Origin of the sequence: Kitasatospora sp. NPDC056800, from assembly GCF_042789775.1 — a bacterium.
Lineage (GTDB): Bacteria > Actinomycetota > Actinomycetes > Streptomycetales > Streptomycetaceae > Kitasatospora.
The window spans coordinates 36,795-53,866 of the sequence record NZ_JBHUAL010000032.1 but is presented as its reverse complement, the minus strand read 5'-3'; the positions used below and the strand labels follow the sequence as shown (position 1 = coordinate 53,866).

Here is a 17,072-nt window from a genome sequence, read left to right as displayed (position 1 = left end):
CCGAACTCGGAAGGCATCTCCCGCCACTGGGCGCTGCAGCGGAACCGCCAGATCACGCCCTCGAACTGCTCCCGAAGCCGCTCGGGGTACGGTCCAAACCTCCCGATCGGCAGATAGGGCTCGATCAACTTCCACTGCTCGTCCGTCAGTTGCCTGCGCGTCACGACCAACCGTTCTACCGGGTTCTGCCCTCAGGTGAGGGCAGAACCCGAAGACTGATCGCAACCTCACACAGGCCCTAGCTAGATCGTTCGGAGGTCCTGGGGCCCGGGACCGGCGTCGTCGGCCCAGCCCTGCGGGTCGGTCCAGGCGGTCAGTGTGCGGCGGGTCTCGAAGCGGCGCTCCCGGCCGGTCAGCGGATCGGTGAACTCGATCGTCGAGGCGAGCAGTTGCAGCGGGCGGCGGAAGTCGTCGGGGGCCGGCTCGGGCAGCACGACCGGGTAGACCGGGTCGCCGAGGATCGGCAGCCCGAGGCCGCACATGTGCAGCCGCAGCTGGTGGGTGCGCCCGCTCAGCGGCCGCAGCCGGTAGCGGGCGAGTCCGTCGCGGCGCTCCAGCAGGTCGATCCGGCTCTCGCTGTTCGGCGGCGCGTCGATCTCCTGGGCGGCGATCACCCCGCGCTCCTTGACGATGTGGCTGCGTACGGTGCGCGGCAGGCTCAGCTCCGGGTCGTACCCGGCGACGGCCTGGTACTCCTTGCGCACCAGGCGGTCCCGGAACAGCGTCTGGTAGGCGCCGCGGTCCTCCGGGCGGACGACGAACATGGCCAGGCCCGCGGTGAGCCGGTCCAGGCGGTGCGCGGGGCTGAGCGCGGGCAGGTCGAGGGCGTGCCGCAGCCGGGACAGCGCCGTCTCGGTGACGTGCCGGCCGCGCGGGGTGGTGGCCAGGAAGTGCGGCTTGTCGACCACCACCAGGTGCTCGTCGCGGTGCACCACGACCAGCTCGAACGGGACGCGCACCTCCTCGGGGAGGTCCCGGTAGAACCACAGGTGGGCGCCGGGGCGAAACGGCTCCGCCGGGGCGATCGGGCCCTGCTCGCCGACGATCTCGCCGTCCCGCAGCGCGGCGTCGATCCGCTCGGCCGGGACGGCGGGCAGCCGGTCCACCAGGTGGTCCCGCACGGTCGGCCAGGGGCCTTCGAGCGGCAGCCGGAGGTGGACCGGGTCCACACCGTGGCGCTGCGGGAGGGGGGAGGCCGGGCGGCGGCTCTTGCGTCTCATCTCCCGGCCCAGCCTAGTGCGCGCCAGCGCGCGCCCCTCGGCCGAGGTGCTGACCCGGGGCCGGGCAGGGAAAGTGGACCGGAGGCCCTCGTGACGCCGGGGGCCTCCGACCGTCCGCCGACCGGGCCGACCAGCCGCCCCACCGGCCGAACCGAGCAACCGACCGATCCGCCGGACCGACCGGCCGGCACCACTGGAGGACGCGTGACCGCCGACGGCCCGGACGGGGTGCCGCCGCTGCACCTGCCGAGGCGGACCCGGCTGCTGCTCTACGGCTCGCTCCTGCTGCTGGTCGCCGCCGTGGTGGCCGCGCTGGCCATCGGGCCGGGGACCACCCTGGCGCCGTTGCTCGCGGTGGCCCCGGTGCTGGCCGGTGCGACCACCCGGCGGGCCCGGGTGCCGCTGCTGGTCGGCGCGGCGGCGGTGGTCGCCGTCGGCCTGCTGGAGTCGGCCAACGCGCAGCTGCCGCTCTCGGTCCGGATCAGCGTGCCGGTCACCGTCCTGGCCTCGACCCTGGCCAGCGCGGCCAGCGTCGTCCTGGTGGCGGCCCGCGAGCGGGAGCTGTTCCAGGTCCGGACGGTGGCCGAAGCGGCCCAGCGGGCCCTGCTGCGCCCGCCGCCGGAGCGGATCGGGCCGCTGCGTCTGGCGGTGCGGTACGTGGCGGCGGCCGCCGAGGCCCGGATCGGCGGGGACCTGTACGCCGTGGTGGAGACCCGCTTCGGGCTGCGCATCCTGCTCGGGGACGTCCAGGGGCACGGCCTCCCGGCGGTGGAGACGGCGGCGGACGTCCTCGGGGTGTTCCGGGAGGCCGCGCGGACCGAGCCGGACCCCGGGCGGCTCGCCGAACGGCTGGACGCGGCGCTGGCCGCCCGGCCGTCGGAGGAGGGGCGGTTCGCCACCGCGCTGCTGCTCGACGTGGCGCCGGACCGGGGGCCGGTGCGGCTGGTGAACTGCGGCCACCCGCCCCCGCTGCTGCGCCGGGCGGGCCGGGTGAGCGAGCTGGAGCCCCCGTTCCCGGCGCCTCCGCTGGGGCTGCTCGGGCTCACCGACGACAGCTACCCGGACCGGCGGTTCGACCCGGAGCCGGGCGACCTGCTGCTCCTGCACACCGACGGCGTGTCGGAGGCCCGGGACGCCGCGGGCCGGTTCTACCCGATCGCGGAGCGGCTGCCCGGACTGCACGGCGGCACCCCGGCGGACCTGCTGGACGCCGTACTGACGGATGTCGGCGGCTGGGTCGGCGACGCCGGCCTGGCCGACGACGCGGCGGTGCTGGCGATCCGCTGGGAGCCGTGATCGGGCCGCGCCGATGGCTCGGGAGGGCGGTCCGGAAAGCGGTCCGGAGAACTGCCCGGGGAGCAGCTCCGGAGAGCTTCCCGGCCGCGATTGATGCTCCTATGGGCTGTCAAGCGGCGGTGAGCCATTCGCGGTAGGCGTTGGCGAGGTCGTCGTCTCGGCGGATCCCGCGTTCGAGGGTGGAGATGGTGGCGGGCCAGACGCCGAAGTGGTTGGCGACGGCGGTGAGGGTGATGTTCTTGGACTGTCGCAGGGGTCGCAGGTCGGCGATGCCGGGGACGGTGACCGTGGTGGTCAGGCAGCGGAACACCTCCCGGGCGACGGCCCGTTTCAGGAGCCGGATGATCTCCTTCTTCGTCCGGCCGGCGGCGGTCTGCCGGACCACGTACTCACGGGTGCGGGTATCACCGGACATGCGGACCAGGGCGATGCGGTAGAGGACAGCGTTGGCGGCGCGGTCACCGCCGCGTGAGAGGCGGTGGCGGTTGGTCCTGCCGCTGGAGGCGGGGACGGGGGCGGCTCCGCACAGGGCGGCGAAGGCCGCCTCCGTGCGCATGCGCTCGGGATTGCCTCCGGCGGTGACCAGCAGCTGGGCGGCGGTGTCGGGGCCGACACCGTAGGCGGCCCGCAGGCCGGGGTTGTGGGCGGTGACCTCGGCGTCGAGGGCTCTGGTGAGGGCCTCGTGTTCGGCGGTGAGCTCCTTGACGCGCCGGGCGAGGCTCTTGAGCGCGGTCAGGACCGCGGTGTGGACGGCGTCCCCGGCCGGCCGCTGCCGGGCCAGGGCGTCGGTGCGCTCGGCCGTCTTGAGTCGCCCGTATCGGGTGCGGACGGCCTCGGGTGCGGTGACGAGGAGCTGTCCGATCTGGTTGAGGGCGGCGGTGCGGGCCTTGACGGCGGAGCGGGCGGCGTTGTGCAGGGCGCGTATGCCGGCGACGGTGTCGTCCTTCGGAGCGCTGGAGGCGCGGCCGGACAGGGCGGCGCGGGCGGCGGCGTAGGCGTCGATGGGGTCGGACTTGCCGATGCGGCGGCGCTCGGCCCGGTCCGGGCGGTTGACCTCGACGACCCGGTGCCCGCACGCGCGGGCTTCGCGGGTGAAGCCGGTCCCGTAGGAGGCGGTGCCCTCCACGCCGATCGCCAGGACGTGGCCGTGGGCGTTCAGGAAGGCCAGGCCCGCGGTGTATCCGGCCGCGGTGGTGGGGAACTCGGCGTCGGCGAGGTGGCCGCCGTTGTCGCTGATCACGGCGATGTGGAGGGTGTCGGTGTGGGAGTCGACCCCGCCGAACACGTCCTGGCCCGCTGTGTGTCCGACGACCGCTGCTGTCATGCTGGTGATGCCTTCCCTTGCCGGAGGTCGGCGCCGGCCGGGTGGAGCAGACAGGACATTGAAGGGGCTTCTGGACCAAGCTCCTATCAGGTCATGTTCCGCCCGGCCGGTGCCGTGAGAACAGGTCCCGGCAGCCGGACAGAACAACCCGAGGACAGTCCAGCAGGACGTCAGTCAGTGGCCGAGCCACGACCACCGGAACCTGAGTACCAGCATCAATGTCAGTGGTGTGTGCAAGGCTCGGTCCACGGTCGGCGGGGAGTCGGCCGCAGGGTGGTCGCGGATCGACGAGGGGACGGTGCCATGGGGAGCGGGAGCAGGGCGAGCGGGTCTTTCGAGGTCACGGCGTTCGAGCCGGTGGAGACGGAGGAGCGGGAGGGCGCGGCGTTCGGGCGGGTCCGGATCGCCAAGACCTTCACGGGCGGGCTGAGCGGGGAGAGCGAGGTGCGGATGCTCTCCGTCGCGGGCCCCTCCGGCAGCCCGGCCTCATACGTCGCGGTGGAGCACGTGACGGGTGAACTGGACGGGCGCAAGGGCTCGTTCGTGCTCCAGCACGCGGCCTGGGACACCACCGGCACGACGATACGGGTGGTGCCGGGCACGGGCACGGGCGAGCTGGCCGGGATCACCGGCGAGTTCCACCTGACCGTCGACGGGTCCGGCACCCACACCTACGTCCTGGAGTACGGGCTGGGCTGACGCCGGCCGCGGCGCGCGCGGCCGGCGGCCCCGGTCCGTCAGAGGATGGGCTGGGTCGCCTCCAGCCGCTGGATCGCGGTCCGGACCGCGGTCGCGTAGGCCCAGAACAGCGGCAGGGTGTTGGCCGCCCGCTCGGTGCGGGTGTTCTTGCCCGGGGCGAACATCGCGGCCCGCAGCTCGGTGGTCATCTCCAGCTGGGCGCCCATGCCGAGCAGGCTGCGGTTGCAGATGTTCTCCGGGGAGATGCCCGCGATCTCCTCCTCGCCGGAGGCGGTCACGGCCCGGATGCCCGCGGCCGCGAACTCCTCCATCAGGTACTGGCGGAAGGTGGGGTTCAGGCCGCCGACCAGCACGGCCTGGGCACCGGCCTCCAGTCCGGCCTGGGCGGCGGTACAGCCGTGCAGCGACAGCACGTTGCGGCTGCCGGCACACATCGCGCGGGCCACTCCGTCGTCGCAGTGGGTCGAGGTGACGTGCAACTCGCTGTTGTTGGAGGAGCGCAGGCCCTCGAACATCCAGAAGTCGTGCGTCGGCCCGGCGGCCGGGGCCGGGGCGAGGTCGGCCGGGTGGTAGCCGGCGATGGCCAGGCACAGTTCGGAGGTGCCGCCCTCGATGCCGCCGCCGTGCGGGGCGATGACGGTGGTCCGGACGAACGGCGTACGGCCCTGCGGGCTCTGGTCGTCGACCAGGTGCCGGCGGTAGCGGCGGCCGTAGTCCACGCCCTCGACCACGGTCGGGTTGGCGTAGAGGGCCGTGTTGGAGGGGTACAGGTCGGCGGCGGCGCTCGCGGGGGTGCTGCCCACGGCGGCGCCGAGGGTGCTGAGGGCCGGGGCCGCGGCGAACGCGGCGATCAGGGTACGACGGTTAATCACGGTCACGGATCATGACAGGAGGTGGGGGATCGGAAAAGTACCGGCAAGGCTTTGGCCAAGTCGACGCCATGTCACGACGGGATCGGCCCGGTCGTACGACAGCGACCTGGTCGTGCGACACCGGCCTGACCGTGCGACACCGGATCGACGGAGGCGTGCCGCATCCGCCCGGGCACGGGCAGCGCTGTCACGATGATGCGATCAGTGCACGATCGACATCGGAGGGTGGCGCATGCCCGACACGGCGGTGGATCGTACGACGGCAGTGGTCGTGGAGGCGCGGACGGTCGAGCAGGTGGTCGGCCGGCTGCGGGAGATCGGGGCGGGGCTGCCCCCGGCCGACGGGGTGGGGGTGTTCAACCGGCTCTACCTCACCGTGACGGAGGCGGTCCGCGACCGGCTGGACGGCGGGCGCTTCGCCGACCCGTCGGCGGTGGCCGAGCTGGACGTGGTGTTCGCCGGGCGGTACCTGCGGGCCGTGGCCGCCGACGCGGCCGGGCAGGAGCCGCCCGCCTGCTGGCGGCCGCTGTTCGCGCTGCGCGCCCACCCGGGGGTGCACCCGCTGCAGTTCGCGCTGGCCGGGATGGCCGCCCACATCCAGCACGACCTGCCGCTGGCCGTCGTGGACACCTGCCGCCGCCGGGGCTGCGAGCCGTCCGACGTCGAGCCGGACTACCACCGGATCGACCGGGTGCTGGCCGAGGTGGAGACGGCCGCCCGGGAGCAGCTGATGCCCGGACCCGACCTCCTGGAGCGCGCCGAGCCGCTCACCCACCTGCTCGGCGCCTGGTCGGTCGGGGCCGCCCGCGAGGGCGCCTGGGGCACCGTCGAGGCGCTGTGGGAGCTGCGGCACCTGCCGGGCGCCGCCCGGGCCCTCGCCACGGCGCTGGACGGTTCGGTCGGGCTGCTCGGCCGCGTCCTGCTGCTCCCGCTCGGGCCGGGCGGGAGGCAGGGCGGGAGGCACGGCGGCGGACCGGAGGACGGGCGGAGCACCGGAGCGGCCGGCGGCCGGATCAGCGGCCAGGCCCCCGGGCACCGCACCCCCGTAACGACCCCCGCGGCGGCCCCCGCGACGCCCCCCGCAACGGCCACGGGCGCCCGGCTCCCCGAGGCGAGGAACCGGACGGCCGACGGTGCGGGCCCCGACGCGGCGGGCCCGGCAGGCACAACAGGCGCAGCGGGCGCCGGAGCCGGTCAGGCCCAGCTGGAGTGCAGCGGCTTGCCCTCGGCGTAGCCGGCCGCGCTCTGGATGCCCACGATCGCCTTCTCCTGGAACTCCTCCAGGCTGCCGGCGCCCGCGTAGGTGCAGGAGCTGCGGACGCCCGCGATGATCGAGTCGATCAGGTCCTCGACGCCGGGGCGGGTCGGGTCGAGGAACATCCGGGAGTGCGAGATGCCCTCCTCGAACAGCGCCTTGCGGGCCCGGTCGTACGAGGAGTCCTGGGCGGTGCGGTTGCTGACGGCGCGGGCCGAGGCCATGCCGAAGCTCTCCTTGTACTGGCGCCCGTCGGCGGCGGTCTGGAGGTCGCCCGGGGACTCGTAGGTCCCGGCGAACCAGGAGCCGATCATCACGTTGGAGGCGCCGGCGGCCAGCGCCATCGCGACGTCGCGCGGGTGGCGCACGCCGCCGTCGGCCCAGACGTGCTTGCCGAGCCGGCGGGCCTCGGCGGCGCACTCCAGGACGGCGGAGAACTGCGGCCGGCCGACGCCGGTCATCATCCGGGTGGTGCACATGGCGCCGGGGCCGACGCCGACCTTGAGGATGTCGGCGCCCGCCTCGACGAGGTCGCGGACACCGGCGGCGGAGACCACGTTGCCGGCCACGATCGGGACCCGCGGGTCCAGGCCGCGCACCGCGCGCAGCGCGCTGATCATGGACTCCTGGTGGCCGTGCGCGGTGTCGACCACCAGCACGTCGGCACCGGCCTCGATCAGCGCCGCGGCCTTGCCCGCGACGTCGCCGTTGATGCCGACGGTGGCGGCGATCCGCAGCTTGCCGGCCTCGTCCACGGCCGGGGTGTACAGGGTGGCGCGCAGCGCGCCCTTGCGGGTGAGGATGCCGACCAGTCGGCCCTCGCCGTCCACGACGGGGGCGAGCTTGCGGTGGGCCTCGGTGAGCTTCTCGAAGGCGGTCCGCGGGTCGATGCCCTCGTCCAGCAGCAGCAGTTCGCGGGACATGATGTCGGCCAGGCTGGTGAAGCGGTCCACGCCCTGGCAGTCGGACTCGGTGACCACGCCGACGGGCTTGCCGTCCTCGACCACCACGAGGGCGCCGTGCGCGCGCTTGGGCAGCAGCGAGAGCGCCTCGGCCACGGTGGCGCCGGGGGCGAGCGTGATCGGGGTGTCGAACACCAGGTGGCGCTGCTTGACCCAGGAGACGACCTCGGCGATGACCTCGGTGGGGATGTCCTGCGGGATGGCGACCAGGCCGCCGCGGCGGGCGACGGTCTCGGCCATCCGGCGGCCGGCGATGGCGGTCATGTTGGCCACGACCAGCGGGATGGTGGTGCCGGTGCCGTCGTTCGAGGAGAGGTCGACGCCCTGCCGGGAGCCCACGGCGGAACGGCTGGGGACCATGAAGACGTCGTCGTACGTCAGGTCGTACGAGGGCTTGAGGTCGTTCAGGAAGCGCATGAAGGAGGGCTCTCTGGCTGGGGGGATACACCTCGGGTGCGGTTGCGGCGATGCCGCCGGAGCGCACTCGGGCGCCCGGCACCCAGCGTTCGATTCTCCGTGAGGGTGGGGGCAAAAGCCAGTTCGACGGGCATTGCTGGGGCTGCGTACAAACCGTGATCAATACTCCGCGCGTAGACATGGAGGATCATCCAAAGACCCCCTCCGACGTCGGCTTTTCGCCCCGGTCCGGACCGCTCCCGTAGCATTCACGCGGTAAGGGGCTTGGCTTCACGCGTGTGGGCGTGGCGAATCGGGAAAGCGGCAGCAGGCGTGAGCATCGGTCAGACGGACATCGACCAGACGGACCTCCGACAGGCGGGCATCGAGCAGACGGGCACCGGGCGGACGGACCTCGGCCAGGACCCGGTCGAGGGCGCCGAGGAGGAGATCGACTTCGGTCCCGGCCTCGACCCCGAGCGGCTGCGGCTCTGCCTGGAGGTGCTGGCCGAGCTCGACGAACTGCACGTGGACCACCCGGACGCGATCACCGTCCGCAAGGCCGTCGGCGGCATATTCCGCACCCTCAAGCAGCGCCGCCGCCAGGAGACCCGGGCCCGCAAGACCGCCAACGACCGCGAGGTCACCGCCCGTACCGCCACCGGCGCGCCCACCCGGATCGACGACGAGACGGCCGGCGCCTTCGGCCTGACCACCGTCACCACCACCGAGATCGCCGGCATCCTGGAGCGCCCGCGCTCCTGCTACACCTGCAAGCAGCGGTACATCGAGGTCGACGCCTTCTACCACAACCTCTGCCAGGACTGCGCGGTCAAGAACCGCTCCCGCCGGGACGCCCGCGCCGACCTCACCGGCAAGCGCGCGCTGCTCACCGGCGGCCGGGCCAAGATCGGGATGTACATCGCGCTGATGCTGCTGCGCGACGGCGCCCACACCACCATCACCACCCGCTTCCCCAACGACGCGATCCGCCGCTTCACGGCGATGCCGGACAGCGCCGAGTGGATCCACCGCCTCAAGATCATCGGCATCGACCTGCGCGACCCGGCCCAGGTGATGGCCCTGGCCGACGAGGTCGCCGCCGACGGCCCGCTGGACATCCTGATCAACAACGCCGCGCAGACCGTGCGCCGCCCGCCGGAGTCCTACCGCGAGCTGGTCAACGCCGAGTCCGCCCCGCTGCCGGCCGGCGAGCTGCCCCAGGCCACCACCATCGGCCGCTTCGGCAGCGGCAGCGTCGACCTGCCCGCCCTCCCCCACCAGGCGGGCGGCGACACGCAGCGGATCACCGCCGAGGACGTCACCTCGCTGGCCCTGGTCACCGGCTCCGCGACGCCCGACCGGATCGCGGCCGGCACCGCGATCGACGCCGGCGGCCTGGTGCCCGACCTCGCGGACACCAACAGCTGGGTGCAGACCGTCAGCGAGGTCGGCCCGATGGAGCTGCTGGAGGTCCAGCTCTGCAACTCCACCGCGCCGTTCATCCTGATCAGCCGGCTGCGCCCGGCGATGGCCGCCTCCGCGTCCCGCCGCAAGTACGTGGTCAACGTCTCCGCGATGGAGGGCGTCTTCTCGCGCGGCTACAAGGGCGCCGGCCACCCGCACACCAACATGGCCAAGGCCGCGCTCAACATGCTCACCCGCACCAGCGCGCAGGAGATGTTCGAGTCCGACGGCATCCTGATGACCGCCGTCGACACCGGCTGGATCACCGACGAGCGGCCGCACCCGGACAAGATGCGCCTCGCCGACGAGGGCTTCCACGCCCCGCTCGACCTGGTCGACGGCGCGGCCCGGGTGTACGACCCGATCGTGCGCGGCGAGGCGGGCGAGGACCTGTACGGCTGCTTCCTCAAGGACTACGACCGCTCCAACTGGTAACCAGCCGAAGGGGATGGCGAGTTGAGCACCGCACCGTCCGGACCGACCGGACCGACCGGACCGACCGCGCCCACCGGACCCGCCGGGCCCACCGGACCCGCCGCGCCGGTCCCGCCGACCGCGCCGCTGCTCGGCGCCGGGGTCATCGTGCCCACCGGGGACGGCCGGGTGCTGATCGGCCGCCGGACCACGGCCGGCGAGCCGCCGACCTGGAGCCTGCCCGGCGGCAAGGTCGACCCCGGCGAGTCCTTCGAGCGGACCGCGGCCCGCGAACTCGCCGAGGAGACGGGCATCGTGCTGCCCGCCGAGGAGATGCGGGTGCTCGCCGTCCACCTCGACCACGAGCTCGGCCGGCCCCGGCTGACCGCCGCCGTGCTGGCGCCGCCGAGCCTGGCCGAGGCCGTGGTCACCGAGCCGCACGCGTGCGGCGGCTGGGAGCGCGTCCCGGTGGACGCGCTGCCCGAGCCGATGTTCTACCCGTCCGCGCTGGTGCTCGGCAGCTGGCTGCCGCGGCTGTCCCCGCGGCTGCTGGCCGGAACGCACGGCTACCCCGTCGCCCGCTGGAACGGGTGACGGGGCAGCCGACCGCCTGACGGCGCTCAGCCGTTGCGGGCCGCCTCCGGTCCGGTGATCCGCTTCAGCAGCGGCAGCGTCGAGGCGATGATCCCGAGCGAGGCGGCCAGCCCGAAACCGGTCAGCCCGTAGTACGCCGGGCCCGGGGACACCAGGTCGTAGTCCTTCTGCGCCTTGAGGAACATCGCGGCCGCGGCGAAGCCCGTCCCGATCGCGAGCGCCGAGACCACCAGCAGCGGCAGCGCGCTCTCCAGTCCGACCACCCTGCGCAGCAGCCGCAGCGGTGCGCCGGTCAGCCGCAGCATCGCGAACGGCCGCCGGCGGTCGGACAGTCCGGCCACCACGCTCACCGCGAGGCTGCACCCGGCGATCGGCAGGGTGGTCAGCAGCACCACGTTCGCCAGCTGCCGCCAGCCCTGGAGCTTCTTCTGCCCGGCGGAGGACCAGTCCTCGGCCAGCCTCGCCTCGTAGTGCGGGAACTCCTTCATGAACAGGGTCCGCAGCTGTTCCTTGGCCGCCTTGGAGCCGTCGGTGGTCGCGTAGAGCATCCGCACCGGGAGCCCGGCCGCCTCGGCCTCGGAGACCGGTGCGGCCGGCCACTCGCGGTCGGAGGCGTCCACCAGGCCGACCAGCTGGTAGGGGTCGACGGCCGCGACGGCGGCGCCGGGAGCGCAGTGGCCGACCACGGGGATCTGCGCGAGGTCCGCGCAGCTCACCAGGCCGGGCACGATGCCCCGCCCGCTCCGCTGGCCCGTACCGGCCGGGTCCTCGTGCACCAGGGCGATCCCCTGGAACCCGGGGACGGCCCGCGCCCGGGCCAGCACGCGATCGGGCACCGACGGCAGCAGGGCCGCGTCGTTCCGGTTGCCGAAGGGGGCGTCCACGATCGCCTTGCGCACCTCGGGGGCGCCGTTGAGCATGCCCTGGTTCGCGTTGATGGTGCTCATGATGGCCAGGGTCGCGGTGGTCACGAACAGCGCCAGCACCACGCCGGCGACCGACCGGAAGCCCGCCCCCGGGTCGTCCGCCAGGCGGCGCATCGCGATCAGGGCGGCCGGACGGCGGGTGCGCCGGGCCACCGCCCGGGCCGCGGCCATGGTCAGCCACGGCCCCGAGACCACCAGCCCGAGCATCACCAGCACGAAACCGGTCAGGTAGGCCGTGGACTGCCCGTCGGTGGTCTCCGGGCGGTTGCCCACGAAGTAGCCGAGTTCGGCGAGGCCGGCCACCAGCGGTGCCAGCCGCCAGGCGCTCGGCGGCTTCGGGGTGACCCGGCGGGAGACCCCGAGCGGCGAGACGGTGACCCGGCGCAGCGCGAGCCGGGCGGCGAGCGCGGCCGCCACCGGCACGCCCAGCACCACCCCGGCCGCCTGCGGCAGGGTCAGGCTCAGGTCGGAGGCGATGAAGCGGTCGCCGGTGAACGGCACGTCGGCCACCACCGGTTTCAGCGCGGCGAACAGGCCGAAGCCGAGGGCCGTGCCGATCACCGCGGCCAGAGTGGACTCCACCGCCGAGATCACCGACACCTGGCCGGGCGTCGCGCCCACCAGGCGGATCGCGGCGTAGCGCTGCTCCCGGGTGGCGGCGGAGAGCCGGGTCGCGGTGCCGATGAAGACCAGCACCGGGAAGATCAGCGCGGCGGCGACCACGGTGAGCACCAGGACCATCGCGTCGCCGTGCACGCCCGCACCGTAGCAGTCGTACTCGCAGTCGTGGGGCAGGACGGTGGCGAGGCTGGTGACGGTGGTGGCCCTCGGCAGGGCCTTGACCTCGTCCGCGGTGCGGCCGACGACCAGCGCCAGGGTGTCCGGGGAGGGCAGCCCGTCCTCGCCGAGGGTGCCGACCTGCCGTCCGGGGAAGCGGTCGCCCAGTTCGACGGCCGGGGTGTCGCGCAGCAGCTTCTCCAGCGCGGGCGAGGCGTAGTACTCGCCGGGCGCGGGCAGCCGGCTCAGGCCGGGCGGCAGCGGCGAGGTGGGACCGGTCGGGGCGACATCGGCCCGGAAGACGGTCCTCCCCCGGTAGTAGTCCATCCGGGCGCCCCACCAGAGCGGGTCCGCCGAGGTGGCCGCGGTCGCGCCCTTGACGCCCGTGTTCATCCAGAGCTGCCGCTCGTTGGCCCGGTCGATCGCGCTCACGCCGGCGAAGGTCGAGAGCAGCAGCCCCACGCCGACCGCGACCGCCGCCGCGATCATCAGCAGCCGGGCCACCGCCTCCCGGCCGCCGCTGACGGCCAGCCGGAGCGAGAAGGCGATCACGGGGCCACCGTTCCGGCGCCGGCCGAGAGCGTCCGGGCCCGGCCGTCGCGGACGACCGCCTCGCGGTCCGCGTACGCGGCGACCCGGGCCTCGTGGGTGACCAGGATGACGGTGGTGCCCTGCTCCTTGGCGGAGGCGACCATCAGCTCCATCACCTGCTCGCCGGTCAGCGAGTCCAGCGCGCCGGTCGGCTCGTCGGCGAACAGCACCCGCGGCCGGGCCACCAGGCCGCGGGCCAGCGCGACCCGCTGCGCCTGACCGCCCGACAGCTCGCCGGAGCGGCGCTGCTCCATGCCGTCCAGGCCGAGCCGGGCGAACCAGGGACGGGCCTGGGCCAGCGCGGCGGAGCGGCGCACGCCGTTCAGCAGCAGCGGCAGCGCGACGTTCTCCTCGGCCGTCAACTCCGGTACCAGCTGGCCGAACTGGAAGACGAAGCCGAACCTGTCCCGGCGCAGGGCGCTGCGCCGGGCCTCCGGCATGGTGTCCAGGCGCTGCCCGTCGAACAGCACCTCCCCCGCGTCGGGCACCAGGATGCCGGCCAGGCAGTGCAGCAGCGTCGACTTGCCGGAGCCGCTGGGGCCCATGATGGCGAGCACCTCGCCGGCCTGGACGGACAGGCTGGCCCCGCGCAGGGCGGGGGTCTCCCCGAAGGCGAGGGCGATGTCCCGGGCCTCGATCACGGCGGTCACGCGTTCACCTCCGCGGCGAGCGCGTCCAGGCGGGCGGCGGTGAGGTCGATCCAGCGCAGGTCGGCCTCCAGGTGGAACAGGCCGTGGTCGGCGAGCAGGGCGTCCACCAGGGCTCCGGTGCGGCGCAGTTCGGTGAGCTCGCGCATCCGGCGCAGGTGGGCGGCGCGCTGGGTGTCCAGGTAGTGCTCGGCGTCCCGGCCCAGCATCAGGGCCAGCACCACCTTGGTGAACAGCACGGACTGGAGGTTGGGCTCGGGCGCGACCGGCTCCTGGAGCCAGGTCTCGAACTCGGTCGCCCCGGTCTCGGTGATGACGTACCGCTTGCGCTCGGGCCCGTCGCCGGGCTCCGCCTCGCCGGCCACCACCTTGCCGTCGCGGGCCAGCCGGCCGAGGGTCGAGTAGACCTGGCCGTACGGAAGGGGCTTGCCGCGGCCGAAGAGGGCGTCGTAGTCGCGCTTGAGGTCGTAGCCGTGGCTCGGCTCTCGCTCCAGCAGCCCCAGAAGGGTCAAAGGAACACTCATGGGGGAAACATACACCCGGCGTATACCCCGAGTGTATATCTGGGCAGAATACGGCCCCGACCTGGGACATCGTCAGTTCATCGGCGAGGAAAAGGCGGAGAACGGGCCGGAGCCGGACACGGCACAGGCAGGGGGTGGCCCCACGACCACCCCCTGCCCCGTACCTCGGCCCGGCGCCCCCACGGCCGACCGGGCCACGGCCGCGCCCAAGCACCGGGAGGACGCCGCCACACCCCAGCCTGCCCGGACCGGGTGCGGATGCCGAGGGCCGAACGTCCCGACCACTGGGCCGACCGGCCCTGACCGGTAGGTACCGGCGGTCCTCCGAACGCGCACGACTCTTGTGCGCGGGGGGCCGCCGGGTGGACATTGGGGCGTAACCGCCCAGCGTCCCCGCGCCCCTGAGGAGCCCTCACCGTGTCCAGCACTCCCCGTCCGGCCCTGCCCGCGTCGCTCCCGCGGCGCACCGGCCGGCGGCTGCGGCGGGCACTCGGTGCCCGGCACGAGCCGCTCGCCCGCCCCCTCGACCGCTCCCGCGCCCGCGCCTGGCTGTCCGCCGTGCTCGGCGCGGTGCTCGCCCTCGCCCTGTGCGCGGGCGGCTCGCTGCTCCTCTACCGCGCCACCGCGCACCGGGCCGACGCCGACCGCGGGCGGCTGCAGCAGGTCGACGCCGTGGTCAGCGGCGTCCCGGACCGCACCACCGCCACCGGCAGCCGCTTCGCCGGCGGCTACAGCAACCAGGTGGACGTCGACGCGGACTGGACCGCCCCCGACGGCAGCCCGCGCCACGGCACCGTCCAGGCCCCGCACTCCGCCGTCACCGGCAGCCGGATCCCCGTCTGGGTCGACGCGGCCGGCACCGTCTCCGTCGCCCCGGCCGACCGGGTGGCCCTCGCCGTCTCCGCCGCCTGCACCGGCGCCGGCGGCCTCCTCGTCCTGCTGGCCCTGCTCGCCCTCGCCCTCCGCCTGCGCCTCCAGGCGCTCGACCGCCGGGCGGAGGCCGCCTGGAGCACCGAGTGGGAGCGCCTCGAACCCCTCTGGAGCGGCCGCGCCGGGCACCGCAGCGAGGACTGAGCCGGCCACCCCGGCCGGTCGCCGGAGGTCGAGGCCGCCCGGGCCGAGGGCCACCGGCCGGCAGCCCGAAACCCCCTGGGGAGAGCGGGGGTTCGACACCGTCCGTGCCGGGCACCGGCCATGGGCGGGCGGCGGATCACCGGACGCCCGGTCAGCGCGGGTGGGTCCAGGCGGGGGCGGGGACGGCCCTGGCGGCGCGGTGGGTGAGGGCCGCGACGGCGAGGAGCAGCGCGAGGGCCAGGGCCAGGGCCAGCGGGATGTCGGCGTGGAGGACCAGGAGGGCGCCGAGGAGGGCGCCGGCGAACATCCAGACGGCGGAGGCCAGCCGGCGGGGGCCGGTGCGGTCGGCGGCAAGGGCGGTGATGGTCATGGTCAGCACGGTGGTGGTGAGGTCGGGGACCTTCAGGGCGCGGACCACCGCGTTCTGGCCGCCCATGGCGAAGCCGAGCAGCCCGATCAGGGTGTAGCGGGCCGGCTCGGAGGTGTGGCCGGCCACGGCCGCCAGCACGGTGGCCGCCGCGACCAGCGCCGACTGGACGGCGACGGCGGCGGCCAGCAGGTGCCCGCGGTGGCCGGGCAGGCGGCGGGCGAGGTGGCCGCCGGCCAGGGCGCCGAGCAGGAAGGCGGCGAGGGCGGCCAGCGAGGCGGTGGCGGAGAGGTTGGCCGCGCCGGCCAGGGCGAAGCCGAGGAACACCACGTTGCCGGTCATGTTGGCGACGAAGACGTGGCCGAGTTCGAGGTAGCTGACCGCGTCCACCACTCCGGTGACCACGGTCAGCACCAGCAGCATCGGCACCAGCGGCCCGTGCTCGGGATCGGGGGTCGGCATCCTGCCTCCAGTCGGTTCGGGCGGGGGTTCGGGTGACCCGGTCCGGGTGACGCGGTCCGGTGACACGGTCCGGCGACGCGGTCCGGGTGGTGACGGTACGTCCGCGCCGCCTGTCAGGCGAGCGCCGGGTTGCCGGGGTCCTCCGGCTCGTCCTCCAGGTGCCAGTGCAGGTCGCGTACGCCGGGCTCCAACGACAGGCGGGTGACGACCTGTTCGAGCGCCGGGGCGACCTGCCCGGTGATCGCGACGGTGGCCCGCAGGCTGGTGGCGTCGCCGTTGTCGGTGCGGCGGGCGCGCAGGCCGGTCGGGGAGAGCCCGGAGCCGGCGAGGGCCTGGAGCAGCAGGGCCCGGATGTGGGTCTCGGACTTGCGGTCGCACTCCAGGTGGACGGTGGCGCGGGTGGTGGAGTCGGGGTCGCTGCCGGCCTGTGGGGCCCGGTCGAGGAGTCGGCCGGCCGGGCGCAGGACCAGGTGGACGACGAGCACGGCGAGTGTGCCGAGGACGGCGAACCGCAGTTTGCCGGAGGCGGCCAGCACCCCGACGGCGGCCGAACACCAGAGTGTGGCGGCGGTGTTGAGGCCGCGTACGCCGGCGCCGTCGCGCAGGATGACGCCGCCGCCGAGGAAGCCGATGCCGGAGACGACGTAGGAGGCGACCCGGGTGGGGCTGCCGGCGTCGCCGACGGCCTCGCTGTAGAGCACGAACAGGGTGGCGCCGGCGGCGACCAGGGCGTTGGTGCGCAGGCCGGCCATCCGGGCCCGCCACTGGCGTTCGACGCCGATCAGCGCGCCGCAGGCGACGCCGGTGGCGAGCCGTACCAGGAAGTCGACGGTGGTCAGGGTGTGCACGACGGCACCTCCTTCACGGGAGGAGGGGGACGGACGGTGGCACGCGGTCGGTGCTCCCGGCAGGCCGGGCGACCTCGATGATGGCCATCGCCACGGTGGTCGGCGGGGAGGCGCGCAGGGCGCGGGGGCCGGCCGTGCGGTCGGCCCCGGACGACGTGACGGCGCGTCGGCGCATCGGGGGTCTCGGGCGCCTCCGGAGCCGTGAGCCGTCCCGAGCATAGACCGCCTCCGAACGACCGGGGCAGGGGTTTCCCGCTCTTCCTCGACAGCTTTGTAGAAGTTTGACCGAATCCGATCACCGCCGCCCGGGAACCGACCCGCCTTGCGTCACGTCCTCCGACATATATAGTTCACCGA

Annotated in this window: 16 protein-coding genes; 6 read left to right on the top strand and 10 right to left on the bottom strand. The window is 74.5% G+C overall.

Going from position 1 to position 17,072, the window contains the following annotated elements; genetic code table 11:
- Both ACFRQN_RS10530 and ACFRQN_RS10525 read right to left on the bottom strand, forming a co-directional pair.
- The coding region (locus ACFRQN_RS10530) for a transposase (RefSeq protein WP_380739688.1) at nucleotides 1-164 on the bottom strand (164 nt) is incomplete at its 3' end.
- Between the two features lie 78 nt (nucleotides 165-242).
- Complete coding sequence (locus tag ACFRQN_RS10525; RefSeq protein ID WP_380739686.1) at nucleotides 243-1,220, bottom strand: pseudouridine synthase; 978 nt, start codon at nucleotides 1,218-1,220, stop codon at nucleotides 243-245.
- Nucleotides 1,221-1,424: 204 nt separating this feature from the next.
- On the opposite strand from ACFRQN_RS10525, the gene ACFRQN_RS10520 reads away from it, so the two are divergent.
- Entirely contained in the window at nucleotides 1,425-2,516 is a 1,092-nt protein-coding gene (locus tag ACFRQN_RS10520) for a PP2C family protein-serine/threonine phosphatase (protein WP_049655986.1), read from the top strand.
- 109 nt (nucleotides 2,517-2,625) lie between these two features.
- Here ACFRQN_RS10520 and ACFRQN_RS10515 read toward each other — a convergent pair whose 3' ends face one another.
- Nucleotides 2,626-3,840, bottom strand: a complete 1,215-nt coding sequence (locus tag ACFRQN_RS10515) for an IS110 family transposase (protein ID WP_380739684.1) — start codon at nucleotides 3,838-3,840, stop codon at nucleotides 2,626-2,628.
- 303 nt (nucleotides 3,841-4,143) lie between these two features.
- Here ACFRQN_RS10515 and ACFRQN_RS10510 point away from each other — a divergent pair, with 303 nt between their 5' ends.
- Nucleotides 4,144-4,539: a DUF3224 domain-containing protein gene (locus ACFRQN_RS10510; RefSeq protein ID WP_380739681.1), complete on the top strand. Its 396-nt coding sequence runs from the start codon at nucleotides 4,144-4,146 to the stop codon at nucleotides 4,537-4,539.
- Nucleotides 4,540-4,577: 38 nt separating this feature from the next.
- Here the strand turns inward: ACFRQN_RS10510 and ACFRQN_RS10505 are convergent, their stop codons facing one another.
- Entirely contained in the window at nucleotides 4,578-5,417 is an 840-nt protein-coding gene (locus tag ACFRQN_RS10505) for a poly-gamma-glutamate hydrolase family protein (protein WP_117486985.1), read from the bottom strand.
- Between the two features lie 226 nt (nucleotides 5,418-5,643).
- On the opposite strand from ACFRQN_RS10505, the gene ACFRQN_RS10500 reads away from it, so the two are divergent.
- Entirely contained in the window at nucleotides 5,644-6,645 is a 1,002-nt protein-coding gene (locus ACFRQN_RS10500; RefSeq protein WP_380739678.1) for a DUF5995 family protein, read from the top strand.
- Here the strand turns inward: ACFRQN_RS10500 and ACFRQN_RS10495 are convergent.
- Nucleotides 6,606-8,045 (bottom strand): GuaB1 family IMP dehydrogenase-related protein, encoded by a 1,440-nt coding sequence (locus ACFRQN_RS10495; RefSeq protein ID WP_049656920.1) that lies wholly within the window; start codon nucleotides 8,043-8,045, stop codon nucleotides 6,606-6,608. The two genes, ACFRQN_RS10500 and ACFRQN_RS10495, sit on opposite strands and share 40 nt — an antisense overlap.
- A 429-nt stretch (nucleotides 8,046-8,474) precedes the next feature.
- Between ACFRQN_RS10495 and ACFRQN_RS10490 the strand changes: the two genes are divergently transcribed.
- On the top strand, nucleotides 8,475-9,926 hold the full coding sequence (locus ACFRQN_RS10490) for an SDR family NAD(P)-dependent oxidoreductase (RefSeq protein ID WP_074002653.1): 1,452 nt from the start codon (nucleotides 8,475-8,477) through the stop codon (nucleotides 9,924-9,926).
- A 21-nt stretch (nucleotides 9,927-9,947) separates the two neighbouring features.
- Nucleotides 9,948-10,499 (top strand): NUDIX hydrolase, encoded by a 552-nt coding sequence (locus ACFRQN_RS10485; RefSeq protein ID WP_380739676.1) that lies wholly within the window; start codon nucleotides 9,948-9,950, stop codon nucleotides 10,497-10,499.
- A 26-nt stretch (nucleotides 10,500-10,525) separates the two neighbouring features.
- Here the strand turns inward: ACFRQN_RS10485 and ACFRQN_RS10480 are convergent, their stop codons facing one another.
- The 3 genes from ACFRQN_RS10480 to ACFRQN_RS10470 are packed head-to-tail and all read right to left on the bottom strand — an operon-like array spanning nucleotide 10,526 to nucleotide 13,964.
- On the bottom strand, nucleotides 10,526-12,754 hold the full coding sequence (locus ACFRQN_RS10480) for an FtsX-like permease family protein (protein ID WP_380739674.1): 2,229 nt from the start codon (nucleotides 12,752-12,754) through the stop codon (nucleotides 10,526-10,528).
- Entirely contained in the window at nucleotides 12,751-13,443 is a 693-nt protein-coding gene (locus tag ACFRQN_RS10475) for an ABC transporter ATP-binding protein (RefSeq protein ID WP_049656924.1), read from the bottom strand. The genes ACFRQN_RS10480 and ACFRQN_RS10475 overlap by 4 nt, the downstream gene beginning before the upstream one ends.
- On the bottom strand, nucleotides 13,440-13,964 hold the full coding sequence (locus ACFRQN_RS10470) for a PadR family transcriptional regulator (protein ID WP_049656925.1): 525 nt from the start codon (nucleotides 13,962-13,964) through the stop codon (nucleotides 13,440-13,442). Before ACFRQN_RS10470 ends, ACFRQN_RS10475 begins: the two co-directional genes overlap by 4 nt.
- Before the next feature lie 417 nt (nucleotides 13,965-14,381).
- Between ACFRQN_RS10470 and ACFRQN_RS10465 the strand changes: the two genes are divergently transcribed.
- Nucleotides 14,382-15,038, top strand: coding sequence for a hypothetical protein (locus ACFRQN_RS10465; protein WP_380739672.1), 657 nt, complete (start codon nucleotides 14,382-14,384; stop codon nucleotides 15,036-15,038).
- Between the two features lie 151 nt (nucleotides 15,039-15,189).
- On the opposite strand, the gene ACFRQN_RS10460 is transcribed toward ACFRQN_RS10465, so the two are convergent.
- Nucleotides 15,190-15,867 (bottom strand): YoaK family protein, encoded by a 678-nt coding sequence (locus ACFRQN_RS10460; RefSeq protein ID WP_380739670.1) that lies wholly within the window; start codon nucleotides 15,865-15,867, stop codon nucleotides 15,190-15,192.
- Nucleotides 15,868-15,980: 113 nt separating this feature from the next.
- Nucleotides 15,981-16,715 carry an MgtC/SapB family protein gene (locus ACFRQN_RS10455; RefSeq protein WP_375874863.1) on the bottom strand — a complete coding sequence of 245 codons (735 nt, stop codon included), beginning with the start codon at nucleotides 16,713-16,715 and terminating at the stop codon, nucleotides 15,981-15,983.
- Between the last annotated feature and the right edge of the window lie 357 nt (nucleotides 16,716-17,072).